The organism is Thauera sp. (assembly GCF_047601425.1).
Lineage (GTDB): Bacteria > Pseudomonadota > Gammaproteobacteria > Burkholderiales > Rhodocyclaceae > Thauera.
This window is the reverse complement of record NZ_JASGJL010000002.1, coordinates 560,064-583,396: the sequence shown is the minus strand read 5'-3', so window position 1 is coordinate 583,396 and position 23,333 is coordinate 560,064. Positions and strand designations below refer to the sequence as shown.

Annotated in this window: 23 protein-coding genes and 1 tRNA gene; 7 read left to right on the top strand and 17 right to left on the bottom strand. The window is 66.8% G+C overall.

The genetic code is table 11. The annotated features are described in order from the left end of the window. Window positions 1-26: 26 nt before the first annotated feature. The 6 genes from QM748_RS19245 (at window position 27) to QM748_RS19220 (ending at window position 4,636) form a co-directional block, all read left to right on the top strand. The gene (locus QM748_RS19245; RefSeq protein ID WP_415248594.1) at window positions 27-668 is read left to right on the top strand and encodes a prepilin-type N-terminal cleavage/methylation domain-containing protein; all 642 of its coding nucleotides are present in this window, start codon (window positions 27-29) and stop codon (window positions 666-668) included. Between the two features lie 147 nt (window positions 669-815). Continuing rightward, window positions 816-1,796 carry a KpsF/GutQ family sugar-phosphate isomerase gene (locus tag QM748_RS19240; protein WP_415248593.1) on the top strand — a complete coding sequence of 327 codons (981 nt, stop codon included), beginning with the start codon at window positions 816-818 and terminating at the stop codon, window positions 1,794-1,796. Beyond that, on the top strand, window positions 1,797-2,375 hold the full coding sequence (gene lptC / locus QM748_RS19235; RefSeq protein ID WP_415248592.1) for an LPS export ABC transporter periplasmic protein LptC: 579 nt from the start codon (window positions 1,797-1,799) through the stop codon (window positions 2,373-2,375). Further along, window positions 2,372-2,923 (top strand): lipopolysaccharide transport periplasmic protein LptA, encoded by a 552-nt coding sequence (lptA, locus tag QM748_RS19230; RefSeq protein ID WP_415248591.1) that lies wholly within the window; start codon window positions 2,372-2,374, stop codon window positions 2,921-2,923. Before lptC ends, lptA begins: the two co-directional genes overlap by 4 nt. Before the next feature lie 30 nt (window positions 2,924-2,953). Beyond that, window positions 2,954-3,730, top strand: coding sequence for an enoyl-CoA hydratase (locus QM748_RS19225; protein WP_415248590.1), 777 nt, complete (start codon window positions 2,954-2,956; stop codon window positions 3,728-3,730). 339 nt (window positions 3,731-4,069) lie between these two features. Next, a complete protein-coding gene (locus QM748_RS19220) occupies window positions 4,070-4,636 on the top strand; it encodes a phasin family protein (RefSeq protein WP_415248589.1) in 567 nt (188 codons plus the stop codon). Window positions 4,637-4,957: 321 nt separating this feature from the next. On the opposite strand, the gene QM748_RS19215 is transcribed toward QM748_RS19220, so the two are convergent. The 13 genes from QM748_RS19215 to QM748_RS19155 form a co-directional block, all read right to left on the bottom strand. Continuing rightward, entirely contained in the window at window positions 4,958-5,698 is a 741-nt protein-coding gene (locus QM748_RS19215) for a lysophospholipid acyltransferase family protein (protein ID WP_415248588.1), read from the bottom strand. A gap of 62 nt (window positions 5,699-5,760) precedes the next feature. Further along, window positions 5,761-6,300: a D-glycero-beta-D-manno-heptose 1,7-bisphosphate 7-phosphatase gene (gene gmhB, locus QM748_RS19210; protein ID WP_415248698.1), complete on the bottom strand. Its 540-nt coding sequence runs from the start codon at window positions 6,298-6,300 to the stop codon at window positions 5,761-5,763. 28 nt (window positions 6,301-6,328) lie between these two features. Next, window positions 6,329-8,416, bottom strand: a complete 2,088-nt coding sequence (glyS, locus tag QM748_RS19205) for a glycine--tRNA ligase subunit beta (RefSeq protein ID WP_415248587.1) — start codon at window positions 8,414-8,416, stop codon at window positions 6,329-6,331. Beyond that, window positions 8,416-9,330, bottom strand: coding sequence for a glycine--tRNA ligase subunit alpha (glyQ, locus tag QM748_RS19200; protein WP_263461604.1), 915 nt, complete (start codon window positions 9,328-9,330; stop codon window positions 8,416-8,418). The genes glyS and glyQ overlap by 1 nt, the downstream gene beginning before the upstream one ends. Window positions 9,331-9,481: 151 nt before the next feature. After that, on the bottom strand, window positions 9,482-10,795 hold the full coding sequence (locus QM748_RS19195) for an efflux RND transporter permease subunit (protein ID WP_415248586.1): 1,314 nt from the start codon (window positions 10,793-10,795) through the stop codon (window positions 9,482-9,484). Then, window positions 10,749-12,536 carry an efflux RND transporter permease subunit gene (locus QM748_RS19190; RefSeq protein ID WP_415248585.1) on the bottom strand — a complete coding sequence of 596 codons (1,788 nt, stop codon included), beginning with the start codon at window positions 12,534-12,536 and terminating at the stop codon, window positions 10,749-10,751. Before QM748_RS19190 ends, QM748_RS19195 begins: the two co-directional genes overlap by 47 nt. A gap of 12 nt (window positions 12,537-12,548) precedes the next feature. Then, complete coding sequence (locus QM748_RS19185) at window positions 12,549-13,736, bottom strand: efflux RND transporter periplasmic adaptor subunit (protein WP_415248584.1); 1,188 nt, start codon at window positions 13,734-13,736, stop codon at window positions 12,549-12,551. A 77-nt stretch (window positions 13,737-13,813) separates the two neighbouring features. Beyond that, entirely contained in the window at window positions 13,814-15,331 is a 1,518-nt protein-coding gene (lnt, locus tag QM748_RS19180; RefSeq protein ID WP_415248583.1) for an apolipoprotein N-acyltransferase, read from the bottom strand. After that, complete coding sequence (locus QM748_RS19175) at window positions 15,331-16,194, bottom strand: HlyC/CorC family transporter (protein ID WP_415248582.1); 864 nt, start codon at window positions 16,192-16,194, stop codon at window positions 15,331-15,333. Before QM748_RS19175 ends, lnt begins: the two co-directional genes overlap by 1 nt. A 59-nt stretch (window positions 16,195-16,253) precedes the next feature. Beyond that, entirely contained in the window at window positions 16,254-17,081 is an 828-nt protein-coding gene (gene ybeY / locus QM748_RS19170; RefSeq protein ID WP_415248581.1) for an rRNA maturation RNase YbeY, read from the bottom strand. Further along, the gene (locus QM748_RS19165; RefSeq protein WP_415248580.1) at window positions 17,050-18,072 is read right to left on the bottom strand and encodes a PhoH family protein; all 1,023 of its coding nucleotides are present in this window, start codon (window positions 18,070-18,072) and stop codon (window positions 17,050-17,052) included. The genes ybeY and QM748_RS19165 overlap by 32 nt, the downstream gene beginning before the upstream one ends. Then, on the bottom strand, window positions 18,073-19,425 hold the full coding sequence (gene miaB, locus QM748_RS19160) for a tRNA (N6-isopentenyl adenosine(37)-C2)-methylthiotransferase MiaB (protein ID WP_415248579.1): 1,353 nt from the start codon (window positions 19,423-19,425) through the stop codon (window positions 18,073-18,075). It lies immediately after the preceding gene. A gap of 37 nt (window positions 19,426-19,462) precedes the next feature. Further along, window positions 19,463-19,678, bottom strand: a complete 216-nt coding sequence (locus QM748_RS19155; protein WP_415248578.1) for a hypothetical protein — start codon at window positions 19,676-19,678, stop codon at window positions 19,463-19,465. Window positions 19,679-20,004: 326 nt separating this feature from the next. Here QM748_RS19155 and QM748_RS19150 point away from each other — a divergent pair. Then, window positions 20,005-20,081 (top strand) — tRNA-Met (locus tag QM748_RS19150). Between the two features lie 108 nt (window positions 20,082-20,189). Here QM748_RS19150 and QM748_RS19145 read toward each other — a convergent pair. From QM748_RS19145 to QM748_RS19130, 4 genes are all read right to left on the bottom strand, one after another. Beyond that, window positions 20,190-20,735 carry a flavin reductase family protein gene (locus QM748_RS19145; protein ID WP_415248577.1) on the bottom strand — a complete coding sequence of 182 codons (546 nt, stop codon included), beginning with the start codon at window positions 20,733-20,735 and terminating at the stop codon, window positions 20,190-20,192. A 4-nt stretch (window positions 20,736-20,739) separates the two neighbouring features. Then, complete coding sequence (locus QM748_RS19140) at window positions 20,740-21,360, bottom strand: flavin reductase family protein (protein WP_415248576.1); 621 nt, start codon at window positions 21,358-21,360, stop codon at window positions 20,740-20,742. Further along, window positions 21,353-22,183, bottom strand: a complete 831-nt coding sequence (locus tag QM748_RS19135) for a hypothetical protein (protein ID WP_415248575.1) — start codon at window positions 22,181-22,183, stop codon at window positions 21,353-21,355. Before QM748_RS19135 ends, QM748_RS19140 begins: the two co-directional genes overlap by 8 nt. A 251-nt stretch (window positions 22,184-22,434) precedes the next feature. Further along, on the bottom strand, window positions 22,435-23,094 hold the full coding sequence (locus tag QM748_RS19130) for a PEP-CTERM sorting domain-containing protein (RefSeq protein WP_415248574.1): 660 nt from the start codon (window positions 23,092-23,094) through the stop codon (window positions 22,435-22,437). Between the last annotated feature and the right edge of the window lie 239 nt (window positions 23,095-23,333).

The following is a 23,333-nucleotide window of genomic DNA, read 5'->3' as shown; positions in this document are numbered from 1 at the left end:
CACCCACGCGACAGGAGGCGACAACGATGAAAACCCATCAAACCGGATTCACGCTGGTCGAAATAGCCGTCGTACTGCTCATCATTGGCCTGCTCCTGGGCGGCGTCCTCAAGGGCCAGGAGTTGATCGACAGCGCCAAGGTCAAGAATCTCGCACAGGACTTCCGCAGCCTGCCGACCCTGGTCCATGCCTACCAGGACCGCTTCCGCGCATTGCCGGGCGACGATGCCAGCGCCCGCCTTCATCTTTGCCCCGGCGGAGACGAGTGCACCAGCCCGGGCAACGGCAATGGCCTGATCGACGGCAACTGGGACGACACCGGCGCCAGCGACTCCTTCCGCTTCTGGCAACACGTTCGCCTCGCCGGCTTCGCCACCGGCAGCAGCGACACGGCCAACCCGGACTATCTCCCGCGCAATGCCGTGGGCGGCCGTCTCGGCGTGCAGCGCGGCGGCAGCCTGCTCGGCATCCGGGGCAGCATCCTGACCTGCTCCAGCGGCATCCCGGGCAAACTCGTGCGCCAGCTCGACCTGGCGCTGGACGACGGCAATCCGGCGGAAGGCTCGATGCGTGCGGGACTCGACGACGGCAGCGGCTCGCTCACCCCCGTTTCGGGCTCGACGCCACTGGACGACGGCACCAGCTACACCGTCTGCGCGAGCCTCTGAGGCGCTGGCGCCTGACCGGAACGGAGGGCCCGGCCTGGCTTCCCGGGCCCTCTGCGAACCCACCGACTGTTATACAATTGCGGGCCACCGTCGGCACTGCGCCATACCGGCGGAGTCCGCAACCGACCCAGGTAAAAGCCCCTCCCGATGACCGAAGCCGCAGACAGCCCCACGCTCGCGCTTGCCCGCCGCGTGCTCCGAATCGAAGCCGCCGCCGTCGCCGCGCTCGCCGACCGCCTCGGCACGGCTTTCGAACACGCCGTCCAGCTCATCCTGCAGCGGCGCGGACGCGTCATCGTCACCGGCATCGGCAAATCGGGGCACATCGCACGCAAGATCGCCGCCACGCTCGCCAGCACCGGCACGCCCGCCTACTTCGTCCACGCGGCCGAAGCCGCGCATGGCGACATGGGCATGATCACACCCGAAGACGTCGTCATCGCACTGTCGAACTCGGGCACCAGCGAGGAAGTGCTGACCATCGTGCCGCTGGTCAAGCGCCAGAGCGCCCAATTGATCTCGATCACCGGCCGCCCGGAATCGCCGCTGGCACAGCAGGCCGACATCCATCTCGAAGCCATCGTCGCCGAGGAAGCCTGTCCGCTCAACCTCGCCCCCACGGCCAGCACCACCGCCGCGCTGGCGCTGGGCGATGCGCTGGCCGTGGCCCTGCTCGACGCGCGCGGCTTCGGCGCCGACGACTTCGCCCGCTCCCATCCGGGCGGCGCCCTCGGCCGCCGCCTGCTGACCCACGTCGGCGACGTCATGCGCCCGGCCGAAGCCGTACCCATGGTCGCAAGCGATGCGCCGCTGACCCAGGCCCTGCTGGCGATGACCGCGGGCGGCATGGGCATGACCGCGGTGTGCGACGCGGATTCGCGCCCGATCGGCATCTTCACCGACGGCGACCTGCGCCGCGCGCTGGAAAAGGGCTGCGACGTGCGCAGCACCAAGCTGACCGACGTGATGACGCGCAATCCGCGCTCGATCGGCCCTGAGGCGCTCGCAGCCGAAGCGGCGGAGCTGATGGAGCGCATGCGGATCAGCCAGTTGCTGGTGCTGGATGCGAAAGGCGGCCTCGTCGGCGCGCTCACCACCCACGACCTCATGCAGGCCAAGGTAATCTGAGTGGTCAACAGCTATCGCATATACCCCATCATCATGCTCGCGCTGCTGGCCGGCGCCTCGTTGTGGCTGGAACGCATCACCCGCGTCGATGAGCCTGCCGCCGCAGCGGCGGAACAGACCGGGCCGGATTTCACCGCCGAACATACCCGCGTGGTCGGCTATGGCGCGAACGGCGTACAGCGCTACGAGCTGTTCGCCGACCGCCTCACCCACTTCCCGCAGGGCGACATCACCCGGCTCGACATGCCGCGCCTGCGCATGATCAACGAAGGCCGCGAGACGCACATCACTGCCCGGCATGCCGAAGTCTCGCCGGGCGGCGAACAGGTCGACATGCAGGGCGAGGTGCGCGTACGCCGCCCTGCGGTGGCGAATGATCCCGCCCTGGCGCTCGACTCCGAGACGCTCACCGTATGGCCCGACAGCCATCGGGCGCTCACCGACTCCCCCGTGCAGCTGACGCGCGGCACCACCCGTGCGGACGCACAGGGCATGCGCGCCGACAACCTGTTCGGCACGCTCCAACTCATCGGCCAGGTGCACGTCAACATGCCGCGCCGCCAAGGACCCGCTTCATGAACACCCCGACTTTCCGCTCCCTGATTCCGCTGTGCTTCCTTGTCCTGGCTGCCGTAGCCAGGCCCGCCCTGGCCGAAAGCGCCGACCGCCAGCAGCCGGTCAACATCGAGGCCGACCGCATGACGGTCAACGACCGCAACAAGGTGCACGTGTTCGAAGGCAACGTGGTCCTGACCCAGGGCACCCTGCTGATCAAGGGCGACAAGCTGGTCGTCACCCAGGACGCCGCTGGCTTCCAGAACGGCGTCGCCACCGCGGACGGCAGCAAGCTCGCCACTTTCCGCCAAAGGCGCGAAGGCACCAGCGAATACGTCAACGGCGAAGCTGAACGCATCGAGTACGACAGCCGCAACGAGAAGGCACGGCTGTTCAACCGTGCGCGCGTCACCAGCGGTGGCGACGAAGTCCGCGGCGCCTACATCGAATACGATGCCATCACCGAGAACTATCTCGCCAAGAATGCACCGGGCGGCAAGCCGAGCGGCGACGGGCGCGTGCGCGCGGTCATCCAGCCCAAGAACGATAGCAAGCCGGCCTCTCAACCGTAAGCCGGCACCTTCCACCTGCCTGGAGACAGCATGAATCACGAACTCATCCTCACCGAAACCCGTGGCCGCGTCGGCCTGATCACCCTCAACCGGCCCAAGGCCCTGAATGCACTGAACGACCAGGTGATGGACGAAATCGGCGCCGCCCTCGACGTCTTCGAAGCGGACGAAGGCATTGGTGCGATCGTCATCACCGGCTCCGACAAGGCTTTCGCCGCGGGCGCCGACATCGGCGCGATGGCGAGCTACTCCTACATGGACGCCTACAAGGGCGACTACATCACCCGCAACTGGGAACGCGTCAAGACCTGCCGCAAGCCGATCATCGCCGCGGTCGCCGGCTTCGCCCTCGGTGGCGGCTGCGAGCTGGCGATGACCTGCGACATCATCATCGCCGCCGATACTGCCCGCTTCGGCCAGCCCGAAATCAAGCTCGGCATCCTGCCCGGCGCCGGCGGCACCCAGCGCCTGCCGCGCGCGGTCGGCAAGGCCAAGGCCATGGACCTCTGCCTGACCGCACGCTTCATGGACGCCACCGAAGCCGAAAAGGCCGGCCTGGTGTCCCGCGTCGTGCCCGCCGACAAACTGCTGGAAGAAGCCCTGGCAGCCGCCGAAACCATCGCCGGCTTCTCGCTGCCGGTCGTCATGATGATCAAGGAATCGGTCAACCGCGCCTTCGAGAGCAGCCTCAGCGAAGGTCTGCTGTTCGAGCGCCGCGTGTTCCATTCCACCTTCGCGCTCAACGACCAGAAGGAAGGCATGGCTGCGTTCGTCGAGAAGCGCAAGCCCAGCTTCAAGCACGACTGAAGTCCGCTGACCGCAACGCAGCAAAACATGCGACCGCCTCCGGGCGGTCGCTTCACGTTCACGCCCTGCCGACGACCTCAAACAGCCGGAAGCTTCCCCTTCCCGCCGTCATGCTCACGTAAGCTTGCTACGGCATGATGCTGCCCCGGGCCACCGGCAGCTGGACAGCCGCCGATGGCGATAGATGAAGGTTATCGGATCACCATTGTGCAATGCACAAAATACTGCTTGACAGGGGAAATGGCATCCCTATAATTCAGTCCATGCTGCAACGCAACATCGCGGCACTGAAGAAAGTCCGATGTTTCTGCATGACCCAATTTTTATCAGGAGATCTCCATGTCCAACTTCGTCACCCCCGAGCAATTCGCCGCCGCCAACAAAGCCAACGTCGAAACCCTGCTGACCCTGGCCAACGCCGCTTTCGCCAGCGCCGAGCGCCTGGCCGCCCTGAACCTGAACACCGCCCGTTCGATCCTGGAAGACGGCGTTGCCAACACCAAGGCTCTGCTGGCCGTCAAGGACGTGCAAGAACTGGTCAACCTGCAAGCTTCGCTGGCTCAGCCGATCGTCGAGAAGGCCGTTGCCTACGCCCGTAGCGTCTACGAAATCACCTCGCAAAGCCAGGAAGAAGTCTCGAAGGTCTTCGAAGGCCAGGTCGCCGAGCTGAACAAGGGTGTTGCTTCCGCTCTGGACAAGGCTGCCAAGTCGGCTCCCGCCGGTTCGGACGTCGCCGTCGCCGCCGTCAAGTCGGCCATCGCCGCCGCCAACAGCGCCTACGACAGCATGAGCAAGGCTGCCAAGCAAGTCGCCGAAATCGCCGAAGCCAACGTGGCCGCCGCGACCAACGCCACCGTCAAGGCCGTGAGCACCACCGCCAAGACCGCTGCCAAGAAGGCTGCCTAAGCTTCTCCGGCAACAAAAGCTGCAACGAAACGGCCCCGCGATGCGGGGCCGTTTTGCGTTGACCGCAAGTTTTGCGCGCTCTACCGGTTTGATCCCCAACTGCGGCTTGGCCGCGAATAGAGTGGGTCGTCGCGGCTAGGCGCCCGGCTAAAGCCGCTCCTACGAGAAGCAGCGCGACCTATCAGTAGCGCAACGGTACGCGGGGAATGCGGTCCCATCGATACAGGCCTGACTACATCGACGGCTGCTCCCAGGGGGCCTTCGGCTTCCGTAGGAACAACTTTAGCCGCGAATCTTTCATGCAGAAGCCACTTTCAAGGCTCACTGCTCAGGCGCACGCTCATCCGCATAGTGGTGAGGAAACAGCCGCCGCATCTCGGCCTCGATCCAGGCCTCGGCCTGTTTGTGGATCTCGTCGGCCTTGACGCCCTTGACCTCGATCACCGGACCGATGCTGACGATGATCTCGCCCGGCCGTTTGATGAAGGCATTGCGCGGCCAGAACTCGCCGGCGTTGTGCGCCACCGGCACCACCGGCACACCGGCGCGCTTGGCCAGGATGGCGCCACCCGGCTTGTAGCGGCCCGTCGTTCCCGGCGCCACACGGGTGCCTTCGGGGAAGACCACGACCCACAAGCCTTCCTTGAGGCGCTCGCGGCCCTGCTCCACCACCTGGGCCAGCGCATCCTTGCCCGCCGCGCGGTCGATGGCGATGCCGGGAATGCTCGCCATGCCCCAGCCGAAGAACGGCACTTTCAGCACTTCCTTCTTCAGCACGTAGCACAACGGTGGAAATATCTGCTGCAGCGCGATCGTCTCCCAAGCCGACTGGTGCTTGGACAACACCACCGCCGGCCCCGCGGGCATGTTCTCGGCGCCGACGATGCGGTAGCGGATGCCCAGCACGTGCTTGATGATCCACATCATGATCGGCACCCAGGTCGTGATCAGGCGGTGACGCGTCATCGGCGGCAGCCAGAAGATCATGATTGCGAAAAGCGCGTACGGGATCGTGACCAGGGCAAGCAGGATGGCGAAGACGAAGGAGCGGATCAGATGCACGGTCGGGACTCTGGAAATGGCCCCGCCGGACGACGCGCCGGCGGGCGGTTCGGGAGGGATCGTCAGCGCGAAGACGTCAGTTCGGTGGCCACGGCGTCGAGGTCGGGGAAAATCCGGGTGCCAGGCGGCAGATCCGGACTCTCGCGTGTCGCCTCACCCTTGCCGGTCAACACCAGATAGGGTTCGCAGCCGACGCTGACGCCCGCCTGCAGGTCGCGCAGGCTGTCGCCCACGGCCGGCACGCCGTTAAGGTCGGCATTGAAGCGCTCGGCGATCTGCAGGAACAGGCCGGGCCTCGGCTTGCGGCATTCGCAAGGCGAATCGGCGGCATGGGGGCAGAAGAAGATCGCATCCAGCCGCCCGCCCACCTGAGCCAGGCTGCGCACCATCTTGTCGTTGATGGCGTTGAGCGTGTCCATGCCGAACAGGCCGCGGCCGACGCCAGACTGGTTCGAGGCCACCACCACCCGCCAGCCCCACTGGTTGAGGCGGGCGATGGCTTCGAGCGAGCCCGGAATCGGCTTCCACTCCTCGGGCGACTTTATGAACTGGTCCGAATCGACGTTGATGACGCCGTCGCGGTCGAGGATGATGAGCTTCATCGGCATGGCGGGCGCTCCCTGTTGGAAATCAGGCGGACAGGCGCGAGATGTCCGCCACCTGGTTCATCAGCCCGGCAAGCCGGGCCAGCAGGGCAAGGCGGTTCTGGCGCGTCAGCGGCTCCTCGGCCATCACCATGACGTCCTCGAAGAACCGGTCGACCGCGCCGCGCAGGCCGGCGAGCACGCGCAGCGCCTCGGTGTAGTCCTCGTTGGCGACGTGCGAACGCACCAGCGGGGCGACTTCGACCACGCGATGGAACAGCGCCTTCTCGGCCTCTTCCTGCAGCAGCGCGATGTCCGGCTCGCCCAATTCGCCTTCGGCCTTCTTCAGGATGTTGACGATGCGCTTGTTGGCGGCAGCCAGGGCGTCGGCTTCGGACAGCGCACGGAAGGCCTCCACCGCCGCCAGCTTGGCCGGCACCAGGTCGATGCGGGCCGGACGGAGCGCCAGCACGGCATCGATCACCGCGCCGTCGCGGCCGCTGTCGCGCAGCAGGTTCTTCAGCCGCTCGAACATGAAGTCCTGCAACTGCGCGGCGAAGCCTTCGGCAGTCAGCAGGCCGGGCTTGAAGCCGGCGGCGGCGGTATCGATGAGCCAGGGCAGCTCGAGCGGCAGCGGCGTTTCCATCAGGATGCGCAGCACGCCGAGCGCGGCGCGGCGCAGCGCGAAGGGGTCGCGGTCGCCGGTCGGCACCATGCCGATGCCGAAGAAACCGACCAGCGCGTCGAGCTTGTCGGCCAGCGCCACGGCGGCGGCGACGTTGCCGGCCGGCAGCGCGTCGCCGGCGAAGCGCGGCTGGTAGTGGGCCTGGATGGCGTCGGCGACGACTTCACCCTCGCCGTCGGCCAGCGCATAGTAGCGGCCCATGATGCCCTGCAGCTCGGGGAACTCGCCGACCATGTCGGTGACGAGGTCGGCCTTGGCCAGGCGCGCGGCGCGCTTCGCCGCGCTCACGTCGGCCTTCAGTTGCGCGGCGATCGCGCCGGCCAGCGCTTCGAGGCGCTCGACGCGCTCCAGCACGCTGCCGAGCTTGTTGTGATACACCACCGGCGCCAGCCTCGCCAGGCGGGCGGCCAGCGGCTGCTTCTTGTCCTGCTCGAAGAAGAAACGTGCGTCCGACAGCCGCGGGCGCACCACGCGGGCATTGCCGCTGACGATGTTCGACGGATCGGCCACCCGCATGTTGGAGACGATCAGGAAGCGGTGCAGCAGCTTGCCGGCACCGTCGAACAGCGGGAAATACTTCTGGTTGGCGCGCATCGTCAGGATCAGGCATTCCTGCGGCACGGCGAGGAATTCGGCTTCGAACTCACCAACGTAGACGGTCGGATGCTCGACCAGCGCCGCGACCTCGTCCAGCAGGTCGGCGTATTCGCCGAGCAGCGCGCCCTGCTTGGCCGCTTCGGCGAGCAACTGGCGTTCGATGTCGTCGCGGCGCTCGGCGAAGCGCGGGATCACCTTGCCTTCGGCCAGCAGCGTCGGCTCGTAGGCGTCGGCAGTGGCGATGTCGATGTCGCCGCGGCTCATGAAGCGGTGGCCGCGCGTGGTACGGCCCGACTCCAGGTCGAGCACGCGGCCCGGCACCACGTCGGCGCCGTGCAGCATGGTCAGCTTGTGCACCGGACGCACGAAGGTGGCGTCGCCGTCGCCCCAATGCATCACCTTCGGGATCGGCAGCGCCTTGATCGCGTCCTGGACGATGGCGGAGAGCACTTCGGCCAGCTTCGCGCCCGGCACCGTGGCGGTGTGGAACAGCGCCTCGGCCTTGCCGTCCATGCGGCGCTCGAAGCCGGCCACGGCCTCGGCCGGGATGCCCTTGGCTTCCATCTTCTTCAGCAGCGCCGGCGTCGGCTTGCCGTCGGCGTCGAGCGCGACGGACACCGGCATCAGCTTCTCGGTGACTTCCTTCGCCGCCGCTTCGGCGGCCACGTCCGCCACCGTCACGGCGAGGCGGCGCGGGCTGGCGAAGGCGCGGAAAGCCGCATCCGCCGGCGCCAGGCCCTTGGCCTTCAGGCCTTCGGCGATCTTGCCGGCAAAGGTCTCGCCCAGGCGCGGCAGGGCCTTGGGCGGCAGTTCTTCGGTCAGCAGTTCAACGAGCAGGGTCGCGCTGGTCATCACACGCCCTCCTTGCCGGCGTTCAGCATCGGGAAGCCGAGGGCTTCGCGGGATTCGAAATAAGCCTGCGCCACGGCGCGCGACAGGTTGCGGATGCGGCCGATGTAGGCGGCGCGCTCGGTGACCGAAATGGCGCCGCGGGCGTCGAGCAGGTTGAAGGTGTGGGCGGCCTTCAGCACCATCTCGTAGGCCGGCAGCGCCAGGCCGACTTCCATCACGCGCCTGGCTTCGGATTCGTAGTTGGCGAACAGCGAGAACAGGAAGTCGACGTTGCTGTGCTCGAAATTGAAGGTGGATTGCTCCACTTCGTTCTGGTGGTAGACGTCGCCGTAGGTCACCTTGCGGCCGTCGGGCGCGATCGACCACACCAGGTCATAGACGTTCTCGACGCCTTGCAGGTACATCGCCAGGCGCTCGATGCCGTAGGTGATCTCGCCCAGCACCGGCTTGCAGTCCAGCCCGCCGACCTGCTGGAAATAGGTGAACTGGGTGACTTCCATGCCGTCCAGCCACACTTCCCAGCCCAGCCCCCAGGCGCCCAGCGTGGGGTTCTCCCAGTCGTCCTCGACGAAGCGGATGTCGTGCACCATCGGGTCGATGCCCAGCGCGCGCAGCGAATCCAGGTACAGCTCCTGGATGTCCAGCGGCGACGGCTTCAGCACCACCTGGAACTGGTAGTAGTGCTGCAGGCGGTTGGGGTTCTCGCCGTAGCGGCCGTCCTTGGGCCGGCGCGAAGGCTGCACGTAGGCGGCATTCCACGGCTCCGGGCCGATCGCGCGCAGGAAGGTGGCGGTGTGGCTGGTGCCGGCGCCGACCTCGAGGTCGTAGGGCTGCAGCAGCACGCAGCCGCGTTCGCCCCAGAAATGCTGGAGCGTGAGAATGACTTGCTGGAAGGTGGGTTTCTGAACGGACATGGCGCCTTGATCGGTGGGGGGCGGCAAAGGCCGCACGAAGAACGCAAAGTCCGGAATTTTACTGGGATTCCGGCCTCAGGGGCGCACTGCTGACCGCTGCATGGACATCCCGGCCGATATTTCTATCCACTCCGGCCAAGCCCTCCGTGGTTCATGAACGCCGGAAGAGCCTCATCGCCCACCCCTTGAAGTCCTCCACATAGGTGTACACCACCGGCACCACCAGCAGGCTGAGCACGGTCGAGGTGATCAGGCCGCCGATGACCGCGATCGCCATCGGCGAGCGGAAGCTGCCGTCGGTGGCGCTGGAGCCGATCGCGATCGGCAGCATGCCGGCGCCCATCGCGATCGTGGTCATGACGATCGGGCGGGCGCGCTTGCGGCAGGCGTCGATCAGCGCTTCGGCGCGCGACAGGCCGTGGTCGCGGTAGGCGACGATGGCGTATTCGACGAGCAGGATGGAGTTCTTGGTGGCGATGCCCATCAGCATGATCAGGCCGATCAGCGAAGGCATCGAGAAACTCTTCTGTGCCGCCAGCAGCGCGACGAAGGCGCCGCCGAGCGACAGCGGCAGCGCCATCAGGATCGTGACCGGATGCAGCAGATCCTTGAACAGCAGCACCAGCACGGTGTAGATGCACAGCACGCCGGTCAGCATCGCCAGGCCGAAGCTGGCGAACAGCTCGCCCATGACTTCGGCATCGCCGATCTCGATGATCCTGACGCCCGGCGGCAGGTTTTGTACCGACGGCAGTTGCGCCACCGCCGTGGTCACCTCGCCCAGCGGCACGCCGGACAGCTCGATCTCGAAATTGATGTTGCGCGAGCGGTCGTAGCGGTCGATCACCGCCGGGCCGCCGGCCACTTCCAGCTTTGCGACCTGGCCGAGCATCACCGGGCCGCGCGAGCCCGGCACGGCGAGGCGTTCGAGCAGGGCCAGGTCCTCGCGCGCGGATTCGTCCAGCCGCACCAGGATCGGCACCTGGCGCTGCGACAGGTTGAGCTTGGCCAGCGCCATGTCGTAGTCGCCGACGGTGGCGACACGCAAGGTGTCGCCGATGGCGCGGCTCGTCACGCCCAGGTCGGCGGCACGGGCGAAGTCCGGCCGCACCGCGATCTCGGGACGGATCAGGCTGGCGGTCGAGGCGATGCTGCCCAGGCCGGGAATGGTTCGCAGGTCGCGCTCGACCGCCAGCGCCGCCGATTGCAGCGCCGCCGCGTCCTCGCCGGACAGCACCAGGATGTATTTCTCGCCCGAGCCTCCCAGCCCGACCTTGCTGCGCACGCCGGGCAGCGTTTCCAGCGCGGCGCGGATATCCCGCTCGATCAGCTGCTTGACCGGCCGCTCGGCGCGCGGCGACAGCAGCACCGTCAGCGTCGCCTTGCGCACTTCGGCGGCGCTCTTGGGGGCGAACGGATCACCGCCGGCGCTGCCGCCGCCAATGGTGGTGTAGATGCTGCGCACATGCTCGACGCCGCCGACCAGTTCGACGGGCCTGCTCGGCCACGTCGAGGGTCTGCGCCAGTGTCACGCCCGGAGGCAGTTCCAGATAGACCTGGGTCTGCGAGTTGTCGTCGGGCGGAATGAAGCCGGTCGGCAGCAACGGGATCAGCAGCACCGAGCCGACGAAAAAAGCCGCTGCGGCCAGCATGGTCAGCGCGCGGTGGCGCAGGCAGCGCTCGGCCCAGCGCGAGTACCAGGCCAGCCAGCGCGGCTCGTCGTGATTGCCGACGATGGGCTTGAGCAGATAGGCCGCCATCATCGGCGTCAGCACCCGCGCCACCACCAGCGAGGCGAACACCGCCAGCGAGGCGGTCCAGCCGAACTGCTTGAAGAACTTGCCCGCGACGCCGCTCATGAAGGCCGTGGGCAGGAACACCGCGATCAGCGTGAAGGTGGTGGCGATCACCGCAAGGCCGATCTCGTCGGCCGCCTCCATCGCCGCCTCGTAGGGCGTCTTGCCCATGCGCAGGTGGCGCACGATGTTCTCGACTTCGACGATCGCGTCATCCACCAGGATGCCGACCACCAGCGACAGCGCCAGCAAGGTGATGACGTTGATCGAGAAACCGAGCAGATACATGCCGAGGAAAGCCGGAATCACCGACAGCGGCAAGGCCACCGCCGACACCAGCGTCGCCCGCCAGTCGCGCAGGAACAGCCACACCACGATCACCGCCAGCGCAGCGCCTTCATACAGCAGCTTCAGCGAGCCGTGGTATTCCTCTTCCACCGGCGCGACGAAGTTGAAGGCCTCGGTGATCTCGACGTCCGGACGGGCCTGGCGCAGTTCGGCCAGCGCTGCCTGCACCGCGGCGCCGACTTCGACCTCGCTCTCGCCGCGGCTGCGCGCGACCTCGAAGCCGACCACCGGCTTGCCGTCGAGCAATGCCGCCGAGCGCCGTTCGGCCACGGTGTCCTCCACCTTCGCCACTTCGCGCAGGCGCAGCGTGCGGCCGCCGCCGAGCGCGAGCTCGATGTCACCCAGCGCCTCGGCATCGGCGACGCTCGCCATCGTGCGCACCGGCTGCTCGCCGTCGCCCAGGTCGGCACGCCCGCCCGCGCTCTCCACCTGCACTTCACGCAGCGTCTGCGACACCTCGGCGGCGGTCACGCCCAGCGCTTCGAGGCGCAGCGGATCGAGCGTGACACGCATCTCGCGCGTGACGCCGCCGACACGGTTGACCGCACCCACGCCGCGCACCGCCAGCAGCTTGCGCGACACTTCGTGGTCGACGAACCACGACAGCGCCTCGTCATCCATGCGCGGCGAGCGGATGGTGAAGGCCAGCACCGGCGTGCCGGCGAGATCGACCTTGTTCACCACCGGATCGCGCAGATCGCCCGGCAGGTCGGCGCGCACGCTGGCGACCGCCGAGCGCACGTCGTCCACCGCCTCCTGCACCGGCTTCTCCAGGCGGAACTCGGCGGTGATCAGCACGCTGCCGTCCTGCACCTTGGTGTAGATGTGCTTGAGCCCGGACTGGGTCGCGATCGAGTCCTCGATCTTGCGCGCGACGTCGTTCTCCAGCTGCGACGGTGTCGCCCCCGGCAGCGCCGCCGACACCGTCACCGTGGGCAGATCGATGTCGGGGAAATTCTGGACCTTCATCGCGCCGAAGGACAGCAGGCCGGCAAAACTGAGCAGCACGAACAGCATCGCCGCCGGAATCGGGTTGCGGATGGACCACGCGGAAACGTTCATCGCCCGTGATCCTCAGCGTGCCGCCGGGGTGCCGGCCACCGGAATGCCGGCCACCGGGGTACCGGCCGTCGCCGCGGCGGCTGGCTGAGCGCCGGCGGAGTCGGCCACGCGCACCAGGTCGCCGTCGTTCAGGAAGCCGGCGCCGGCCACCACCACCCGCACTCCGGCCGCCAAGCCATCGAGAATCTCGACGCGGTCGCCCACGCGCCGGCCGGTGCGCACCTTCAGCTGCGCGACCCGGCTGTCCTCGCCGACGCTGAACACGTAGCTGAAGGCCTCGCGCACCACCACGGCCTGCTGCGGCACGGTCAGCGCCTCGGCCTCGCCCAGCTCGAACTCGCCGCGCGCGAACATGCCCGCCTTCGCCAGCCCGGCATCGGCGCCGCGCGCCGGCAGGTCGACATAGACGAGACCGAAACGCGTCTGCGCATCGACCGTCGGTGCCACCATGCGCAAGCTGCCGCTCAGACGGCTGCCGTCGGCCAGCGTCAGCGCCACCGTCTGGCCAATACGGACGCGGCCGATTTCGGCTTCGGTCAGGCGCGCGCGCCATTCCAGGCGCCCCTTGCGCAGCATGCGGAACAATTCGGTGCCGCTCGCCACCACCGCGCCCACGGTCGCGCTGCGGGCCGAAATCACACCGTCATCCGGCGCCAGCAGGCGGGTGTGGCGCAGGTTCAATTCACGCGCGGCCAGCGTTGCCTTTGCCGAGGCGATGCGCGCGGCCGTGGTCTTTTCCGCGGTCAGGAACTGCATCACCTGCTGTTCGCTCATCGCGCCGCTGGCACGCAGCGCCCGTGCCCGCCCGGCATTGGCTGCAGCCTCGGCCGCGCCGGCCTCGGCCTCGAGCAGCGCCGCCCGCGCCTGCCCGGCTTCGGCACGCGGCATCTCGTCGTCGAACACCGCGAGCACCTGGCCGGCACGCACCACGTCACCGACATCCGCCCGCACCTCGACCAGCCGCTGCCCGCCGATCGCCGCGCCGACGCTGGCTTCCTGCCAGGCGGCGACGTCGCCATTGGCCACCAGCCGCTGCGGCAACAGCATGCGCTCAGGCTGCGCCACACTCACCGTCAGCGCCGGACGCGGCGCGGGCGCTTCCTCACTGGCATTTGCGGCCGAAACGGCGGACGGCGGCACGGCCAGCATCGCGGCCAGTGCGGCCACGGACAGGGCAAAACGGATGGATTTGTCGTTCATCATCTGGACGATGGCGCGGCAGCGCCGGCAAGAGGAGTCATGGGCAGGCCGGGATTATGGCACCAGCCGATCGGTCATCATCCGCGCAGGTGCCCGGCTCGCCGCAGCATAACCAGCGCAAGCAGCAGCGCCACCGCAGCAAGCAGGGCCGGACCGTTGCCGAAGCGGGCATAAGGCGTCATGCCCTCGTAGCCCTGCACGCTGACACGCAGCACACCGCGCTCGAAAGCAGGCAGCAGGTCCGTCACCCGGCCGTCGGGCTGCGCCAGCGCCGTCATGCCGGTATTGGTCGAGCGCAGCATCGGCCGGCCGGTTTCCAGTGCGCGCACGCGGGCGATCTGCAGATGCTGGGGCTGGGCGAAGGAGTCGCCGTACCAGGCCAGGTTCGAGATGTTGAGCATCAGCGTGGCCTGCGGCAGCGCGCGGATGATCTCGGCGCCGAACAGGTCTTCATAGCAGATGTTGAGCGCGATGCGCTGCCCGCCGAGGGCCATCGGCAACTGGTCGGCCGCGCCGCGGGTCTGGTCGGACATCGGGATGCTCGCCAGGCGGTAGAACCAGCCGAACAGCGGCGGCGAGTACTCGCCGAAAGGCACGAGGTGCTGCTTGGCGTAGTGCTGCACCGGAGCGCTGCCGAGGCTGAGCGCGGCGTTGTAGATGCGGCCGGCCTCGTCGCGCCGGAAAACGCCGAGCACCAGATCGCTTCCCGCATCTCTGGCAAAGCCGGCCAGCGCTTCCAGATAGCCTTCGGGCAGCATGTCGAGCAAGGTCGGCAGCGTGGTTTCGGGCAGCACCAGGATGGCCGGAGGATCGGCGCGGCCGAACTCGTCGCGCACCAGGGCGAAATTGTCGCGCAGCACGTCGCCAAAGCGCCCGGCATCCCATTTCAGGCTCTGGTCGAAATTGGTCTGCGCCAATGCGATATCGACAGCTCGGCCAACGGGTACGGTCCAGGCCTGGCCGCGCAAGCCGGCGCCGGCCGCCAGCAGGACCATCAGTACGGCCAGCGCACCGGGCCACCGCCTGGCCGCACTCGTCTTTTTCCACCCCGTCAGAACAGGCAGGGCGGACAGGAAAGCCAGCAAGCCGCCGACACCGTAAACACCGAGCACCGGCAGATAGCCCGCCAGCGGGCTGGGCGGGGTCTGCGAATAGCCGACGGCCAGCCAGGGGAAACCGGTCAGGGCCACCCCGCGCAGCCATTCGGCGAGCAGCCAGAGTGCGCCGAACAGCGCCGCTGCGGAAAGCGCCCCTGCCCTTCGCCAGGCCGGGCCAAGCCGCACGAACACCGCCCCCGCCAGCGCCGGATACAGGGCGAGGTAGGCGCAGAACAGCGCAATCGCCAACCCGGCCAGCGGCGCCGGCATGCCGCCATGGCGGTTGAGCGCGACATACAGCCAGGACACGCCGGCGATGAAGGCGCCCCAGCCCCAGGCAAAACCGATCAGGAAGCCTTCGCGCGGCCCACCGGCGCGCGCCAGCAGCCCCGCCAGCATGGCAAGGCTGAGGAACATCAGCGGAAACCAGCCGAACGGCTCGAACGCCAGCACGCTGGCAGCACCTGCCAGCAGGGCGATTGGCAGGCGGACGCGCATCAGGCTTCCGCCGCGCCGGAGCCGGATGAGGACGATGGTGGCGGAGGCGGCAGCACTTCGACCAATACGCTATGCAGACGCCGGATGTCGGCACGCAGCACCTGGAAGCGCAGGCCCTCCAGTTCGATCACATCGCCACGCTGCGGCAGACGGCCGAAGCGGCGCATCAGCAGGCCACCGACAGTCTCGTATTCGTCGTCGCAGAACCCGGCCGAAAAAGCCTTGTTGAAGTCCTCGATCGCGGTAGTGGCCTTGACGCGGTAGCGGCCGTTGTAGGCCAGGCGGATGTTGTCGCCGCTGTCGTCGAGATCGTGCTCGTCCTCGATCTCGCCGACGATCTGCTCCAGCACGTCCTCGATCGTCACCAGCCCGGCGACGCCGCCGTATTCATCGACGACGATCGCCATGTGGTTGTGGCTGGCGCGGAACTCGCGCAGCAGCACGTTGAGGCGCTTGGATTCGGGAATGAAGACGGCCGGCCGCAACAATCCGCGCAGATCGAACTCGCGTCCGGCGAAATGGCGCAGCAGATCCTTGGCCAGCAGGATGCCGACGATGTCGTCCTTGCCCTCGCCGATCACCGGGAAGCGCGAATGCCCGGTGTCGACGACGAAGCCGGCGATCTCTTCGACCGGGCTGTCGAGGCACACGCAGTCCATCTGCCCGCGCGACACCATGACGTCGTGGGCCTGCATGTCGGACACCTGCAGCGCGCCTTCGATGATCGACAAGGCATCGGCGTCGAGCAGGTCGCGCTCGAAGGAGGCCTGCAGCAGGGCGAGAAGGTCGTCGCGGTCTTCCGGTTCGCGCGACAGCAGCGCGGCGACGCGGTCTATGAATGAAGGTTTTCCGGGACTATCCATGTCGGTGGATGGCGGCTCCGCGGGCGGCACATGCCGGCTTGCCGCCGCCCTGCCTGCGATCAGGCATAGGGGTCGGCGTAGCCGAGGCCTCCGAGGATATCCGTCTCGAGTTTTTCCATGTCCAGGGCTTCGGCCTCGATCTCGTGGTCATGGCCCTGGAGATGCAACATACCATGCACCACCAGATGGGCGAAATGCGCCTCCAGCGTCTTGCCCTGGGCAGCCGCCTCACGTACCACCACCGGTACGCACAGCACGAGGTCGCCCGAAAGCGGGCCGCCAGGCGCCCCATCGGGCAGGCCAGGCATCGCCTCGCCTTCGCCATAGACGAAGGTGAGCACGTTGGTCGCATAGTCCTTGCCGCGGAAAGCGCGGTTCAGTTCGCGGCCCTCGGCCTCGCCCACCAGCCGCACGGTGACCTCGGCATCACGCAGCAGCGCGGCCTGCGCCCAGCGGCGGATGGCATGCTTCTTGGGCGTGGCGGCCTTGTCGGCGCCATCGACGGCTTTCTGCACCTTCATCTTCAGCACCGGCGGCGCATCGCTGCGCGGCGCTGCTGCGGACTGGACAGCTTTGGCAGACTCGAAGGGCTCGGTCCCTTCTCCAGCCTCCTCGACTGCTTCCCAGCCGTGGAGCAGGTCGACACGCAGCGTCAGCACGTTGCTGGCGCTGGGCTGCACGGTCAGCTGCGGCACGGCCTCGTCGCGGCTGCTCTCGGCTTCGACTTCCAGGTCGCCCCAGGGCTGCTCCGGCAGGCTCAACAGCAGACGGCGGCCATCGCCCAGCTCGATCTCCAGCCGCTCGGCCTCGATCCGGCGGGCCTTGCCGTCGGCGCCGACGGCAAGAATGCGGCGTTCAGCCGCGGGTTTGTTCGCCGCTTTCGGCATTCTTCCCTTCCTCATCCTGTTGTTGGTTGCGGACTGCCTTGGCCAGCTCCTGGCGGGCAGCCTCGTTGTCGTAAGCTTCGACGATGCGTGCGACAAGAGGATGACGGACGACGTCTTCCTTGCGGAATTCGGTGAACGCGATGCCGCGCACGTTGCCCAGCACCTGCTGGGCTTCCTTCAGGCCGCTACGCTGGCCGCGCACCAGGTCGACCTGGGTCAGGTCGCCGGTGACCACCGCCTTGGCGCCGAAGCCGATGCGGGTGAGGAACATCTTCATCTGCTCGGGCGTGGTGTTCTGCGCCTCGTCGAGGATGATGAAAGCGTTGTTGAGCGTGCGCCCGCGCATGAAAGCCAGCGGAGCGATCTCGATCAGGCTGCGCTCGAACAGCTTGCCGACGCGCTCGAAGCCCATCAGGTCGTAGAGCGCGTCGTACAGCGGACGCAGGTAGGGGTCGACCTTCTGCGCCAGGTCGCCGGGCAGGAAGCCGAGGCGCTCGCCCGCTTCGACCGCCGGGCGGGTCAGCACGATGCGCTCGACCAGTTCGCGCTCGAAGGCATCGACCGCGCAGGCCACCGCCAGATAGGTCTTGCCGGTACCGGCGGGGCCGATGCCGAAGGTGATGTCGTGCTCCTGGATGTTCTTCAGGTACTCGACCTGGCGCGGCGTGCGGCCGTGCAGTTCGCTGCGGCGGGTCATCAGCACAGGCGAATCGACGGTGGATTCGCCGCGGTTGGCGATCTCGACCAGGCCGAGCTGGACTTCCTCGAAACTCAGCTCGTTTTCGGTGCGCTCGTAGAAGTGCTTCAGCGCCATCTCGCCGCGCAGCACCTGGGCCGGGTGTCCGTGCAGGGTGAATTGCTCGCCGCGGCGGGCGATGGTGATGTCGAAGGCGTTTTCGATCTGGCGCAGGTTCTCGTCGAGCGCGCCGCACAGCTTGGCGAGCCGGGCGTTGTCCGCCGGCTCGAAGAAGACTTCCAGGGTTTTCGCCATTCAGGATTCCCGCGTGATGATTTCGCCGCGCAGGCTGTGCGGCAGGGCGGCGGTGATGCGCACGTCGATGAACTGGTTGATCAGGCGGTCACGGTTGAGCGACGGTGCGGCGAAGTTGACCACGCGATTGTTGTCGGTGCGGCCCATCAGCTCTTCGTCGGCGTTCTTGCGCGCAGCGCCTTCGACCAGGATGCGCTGCACGCTGCCGACCATGGCCTGGCTGTTGGCCTGGTACTGCTCGTCGATGCGCTTCTGCAGCCGGGCCAGCCAGGCGAGCTTGGTTTCCTGCGGCACCGTGTCTTCGAGATCGGCCGCCGGCGTGCCGGGGCGGGCGCTGTAGACGAAACTGAAGGAGCCGTCGAAGCCGATGTCGTCGATCAGCTTCATGGTCTTGTCGAAATCCGCCTCGGTTTCGCCGGGGAAGCCGACGATGAAATCCGAGGTCAATGACAGATCCGGCCGCGCCGCGCGCAGCTTGCGCACCACCGACTTGAACTCCAGCACCGAATAGCCGCGCTTCATCGCCGCCAGCACGCGGTCCGACCCGGATTGCACCGGCAGATGCAGCTGCGACACCAGCTTGGGGATGGTGGCGTAGCAGTCGATCAGGCGCTGCGTCATCTCGCGCGGGTGCGAGGTGGTGTAGCGGATGCGCTCAATGCCGGGCATTTCCGCCACGCATTCGAGCAGGAAGGCGAAGTCGCCCTCCTCGCCCGCTTCGCGCACCAGTTCGCCGCGCCAGGCGTTGACGTTCTGGCCGAGCAGGGTCACTTCCTTGACGCCCTGCGCGGTCAAACCGGCGATCTCGGTCAGGATGTCGTCGAGCGGGCGCGACACTTCCTCGCCGCGGGTGTAGGGCACGACACAGAAGGTGCAGTACTTGGAACAGCCTTCCATGATCGACACGAAGGCGCTGGCGCCTTCGACCCGCGCCGGCGGCATGGCGTCGAACTTCTCGATCTCGGGAAAGGAAATATCGACCTGCGAGCGGCCGGTGCGGCGGCGCGCCTCGATCAGCTTCGGCAGCCGGTGCAGGGTCTGCGGGCCGAACACCACGTCCACATACGGCGCGCGCTTGACGATGGCCTCGCCTTCCTGGCTCGCCACACAGCCGCCGACGCCGATGATCAGATCGGGCCGCGCCTGCTTCAGCAGCCGCACCCGGCCGAGATCGTGGAACACCCGCTCCTGCGCCTTCTCGCGCACCGAGCAGGTGTTGAACAGGATCACATCCGCTTCTTCAGGGTTGTCGGTCTTGACCAGCTCTTCGCCGGCCGCGAGCACGTCCGCCATCTTGTCGGAGTCGTACTCGTTCATCTGGCACCCGAAGGTGCGGATGTAGAGTTTCTTCATCGAGAAAATTCAGTCACGGCGTCAATCGGGGGAGACGCTAGCGCTTGGGATCGGGAACGGCAGCCTCTTCGGGCGTGAGGATCCACACCCGATGCACCTGCCCATGCTTGTCGAACTTGACGCGCACCTTGTATTCGCCGCGGATGTGCGAAGGCAGCACGATGCGGTTGTAGGTGTTGCGGATCTGCGCGCTCGGACTCAGCGCGGCCGGCTCGTCATCGACCAGCACGGTGCCCGCAGAGGCGAAAGTCATCGTGGTCTTGCGGGCATCTTCCGGAAACGCCCGCGATGGCGCCGCGTGCGCCGCCGAACCAGGCGCCCCAGCCAGCGACAGCAACAGAAGTGAGAAGGGAATCTTGCGCAAGACATCAGCCGGCAATGACCGGCAGGCTACGTGAACAAGCGCGGGATTTTCACCCATGAAGAACGCCATGTCAACGCAAAACCCTTTATAAATCAAACGCTACGCAGATGGGAAAGACCCGGCTGCACGATCCGGCCGTCTGTATGGCCCACGATCGCGATTTCTGCGGCTGTTGACGCCCGCTCCTCGGACCCGCTATATTTGCGCGCTCTGTTGGTGATGTAGCTCAGACGGTTAGAGCGACGGATTCATAACCCGTAGGTCGGCAGTTCGATTCTGCCCATCACCACCAAAATTCAGCGCCCAGCCGTTCCCGGCTGGGCGTTTTCGTTTGCACGCCTCGACCACCCGGCAGATTTCCGGCGCCTTGCGCGCATTGGCGGTCACGTTTCACAGGCGTCTAAACACCATCAGGCAGCTTCGACCGCATCGCCTCCCTGCGGTCGAAACGCTCGCCATCGGCAACGAACGTGCCGTCGCCAACGGCATGCAGCATGCGCTGCTCGCTCCTTTGATGATCGGCATACGCGGCCAGGCCATCAAGCACGACGATGCCATGCGGAGCGATGATCTCGGCAACCTGGCATTCAATGTTGGCGAGGCACTGGGCGACCAATGGGGCCCGCACGTACCTGCCCTTGACCGGAGTGAGGCCGAAGCGCTCGAACTTGTCGGTGTCCGCCCCCGAGCAGGTGCCGATACCGATCACGGTATCGAGCATGTCGGCGGGCGGGATGGCAATGACGCACTCGCGCTCTTTCTCCAGTGCGATGAACGAATGGTTCCACGCGCCGGTGCAGATCGCAAAGCGCGGCGTGAAATCCATGACCATCGTCCACGAGATGGTCATGATGTTGCTCCTGCCTGCATGGCGCGTCGTGACGAGCACGACCGGACCGGGCTCGAGCAGCGTGAAGATCCTTGCGGCGGGAACGGGTTCCATCATGAATTCACTTCGGCCGGTGCATCCGGAACAGGCGGTCCGGCGAGATTTCGAAATAGTCCGCCGGCCCACCTGCACGCAGGATGGGGCAGGCATCCTGCGTCCGATAGATGCCATCGCGCACCAGTGCAGCCGCGATATGCACCACGACCACCTCCCCGAGGACCATCCAGGTATCGATCTGCCGGCCATCGGCATCAGCAAGCTGCAGCACCTGCGTGACGCGGCACTCCAGGGCAACCGGGCTCTGCGCAACGCGAGGCGCCGCGACGAGGCGGCAAGGCGCGGCGGCCAAGGCGGCAAGCTCGAATTCGTCCACATCGCCCGGCACGCTGGCGCTCGTCATATTCACCTGCTCGGCCAGCGCCCGCGTGGCAAGGTTGACAACGAACTCGCCCGTCGCCTGCGCATTGCGAACGGTGTCCTTCCAGCCGACGCTGGCGAACGCCACGATGGGCGGCGTGTAGTTGAAGATGTTGAAGAAACTGTACGGCGCCAGATTCGCCCGGCCCTCCGCGGAACGCGTGGAAATCCAGCCGATGGGCCGGGGCGCGACGATCGAGGCGATCGGATCGTGCTTGAGACCATGCCCCTTGGCTGGCTCATAGACATGAAAGCCGTCATCCATGCCGATCCTCCCGTAATTCATGCGGCACCGCGAACTCGATCACGGGCACCTCGCCCAGCCCGCCTAGAGATGTCTGCCAACGCCGAGTGCCGGCATCGAAATGCAGCTCCAGCACACCGGGCACCTTGGCATCGATCACGAGCAGCCGGACAGGATGGCGGTAATTCATCTTCGCCGCGCAAAGTGTCTGCAATGCCCGCCCGAGACCTGCGTCGGACAAGCTGTCGGCGATGATCAAGGTGGGCCGGCGCGGCCTGAAATCCGCCAGCCTTGCCGCAACCGCAGAGTCATCCACCAGATAGCCGCAATCCCAGGGCTGGCGCGGATGCCGCTTTCGCCACCACCAAAGCTCGTGCCACTTCACCGCCAGCTTGAGGCGCAAGCCCTTCAGCCTCGACTCGGCAGACAGCGCTTCCAGTTCGGCATTGCGATCGATGTGGCGCGCGAAGGCGTCGGCCAGGCGCAATTTGCCTGCACCGGCCTCCCCCACCATCACGGCCAGGCTGAAGCGCTCGGGCACATCGGGCAGCAAGGACGGGCGCCAGAACGGCGTGCGCCCGGTTCCCATGCCGGACTGGCACCAGGATTCGAGCGCCTGCCACGCCCGCTGCTGCGCCACATCCGGTGGCCCGGCCCGTTGCGGCTCCGGTTCAGTCGGAGGTTCAGGCCTCAGCGCTTCATCATCGTAACGTGCGATCAGGGCGGGACCGATGCGCGCACCTGCCCAGAGACAGGGCAGGAAAAGCGCGAATGCAAGAATTGCCACGTCCCGCCACGGATCGCCGGCAAGGCCGACCGCCAGCAGCGCGGCCTCCAGCAGCATCGCCAGCAACAATGCGGACGGCAGTGCCACGGCAACGCTGGCAAGCCTGTTCTTGGAATGATCGCTACTGCGCTGCTTCAGGACTGTTTGGCTCATCCTTCAATTCTTGCCCACGACGGCCTGTTCTGTCGAACATGCATCCATCCTGGACAGGCGCCGGGCCGGCCCTCCGCCGCGCGCACCGCTCAGTGCAGAGCGCGATTTCCCCACGAGCGTCCAGCCACATCCGCGCAACCCGCCTCGCCCGCCAATCAAGGACGAAGAGCGGCGGTTCGCCTCCTCACCATCCCCAGTCCGAGCATGCCCATCGCAAGACAGGCGAGCACACCGGGCTCCGGTACGTCGCTGGCCTGACCCACCCTGGCGACGAGGGTGAAGTTGAATCTACTGGGGAAGGTGCCGTCTCCCGCATAGTCGATGCCGGTCATCGACAGCGTCGTACCGTCGAAGGCCCCCGCATAGCTGCCGGAATACCCCATCAAGCATGTAAAGGATGCAAGCCACGAGCACCAGTTTTCGCTCGCCGCAAAACCTTGCCCCGTCCGGACGGCAAAGTAGCCAGGAAAGACAAATCCGGCCGCCGACGCGCCGCCACTGTCGATGGAAGACGAATCGAAACGGATCTGCTCCTGCTCGTAGCCATCAAGCGGGGAGAAAGACGTGGTCACGAAAACGGTTTCCTGCAGCAGGTCGAGGCTGCCGGAAAGCGCAAAGGTCTGCGGCGGCGGCAGGGTGCCGCAGGTGCCGTCCGACCCGCACAGCGGAAAACCGCCCGGGGTATAGGTGACCGAACTCCGGCTGGCATCGATCTGCAGCACGACGGCATGGGCAAGCGTGGGTATTGCTCCGAGTGCGGCGAAAGCAAGGGCCGAAACGGCAGCAGCCCGGGAGGCTTTGGCAATGAGGTTCATGTCCGGGGTTCACTCATGAAAGGGCAGCCTGACGGCACGGGCGGCAAACACGGCGGCCGGTATCGGCCACGGCGTCGAGCGATGCAAATTTCATGCCCACAGCCCCACGACGGCATATGTCCTTGTATTTATTTGGACATGACCCTACCTTGATTTGGAACATCGATGCCGATGTAAAAGAGGCCGACATGCGGTGATTCGCCTCCCCTCTTTCCTGGCCGCTTACTCCTTTGCCTGAC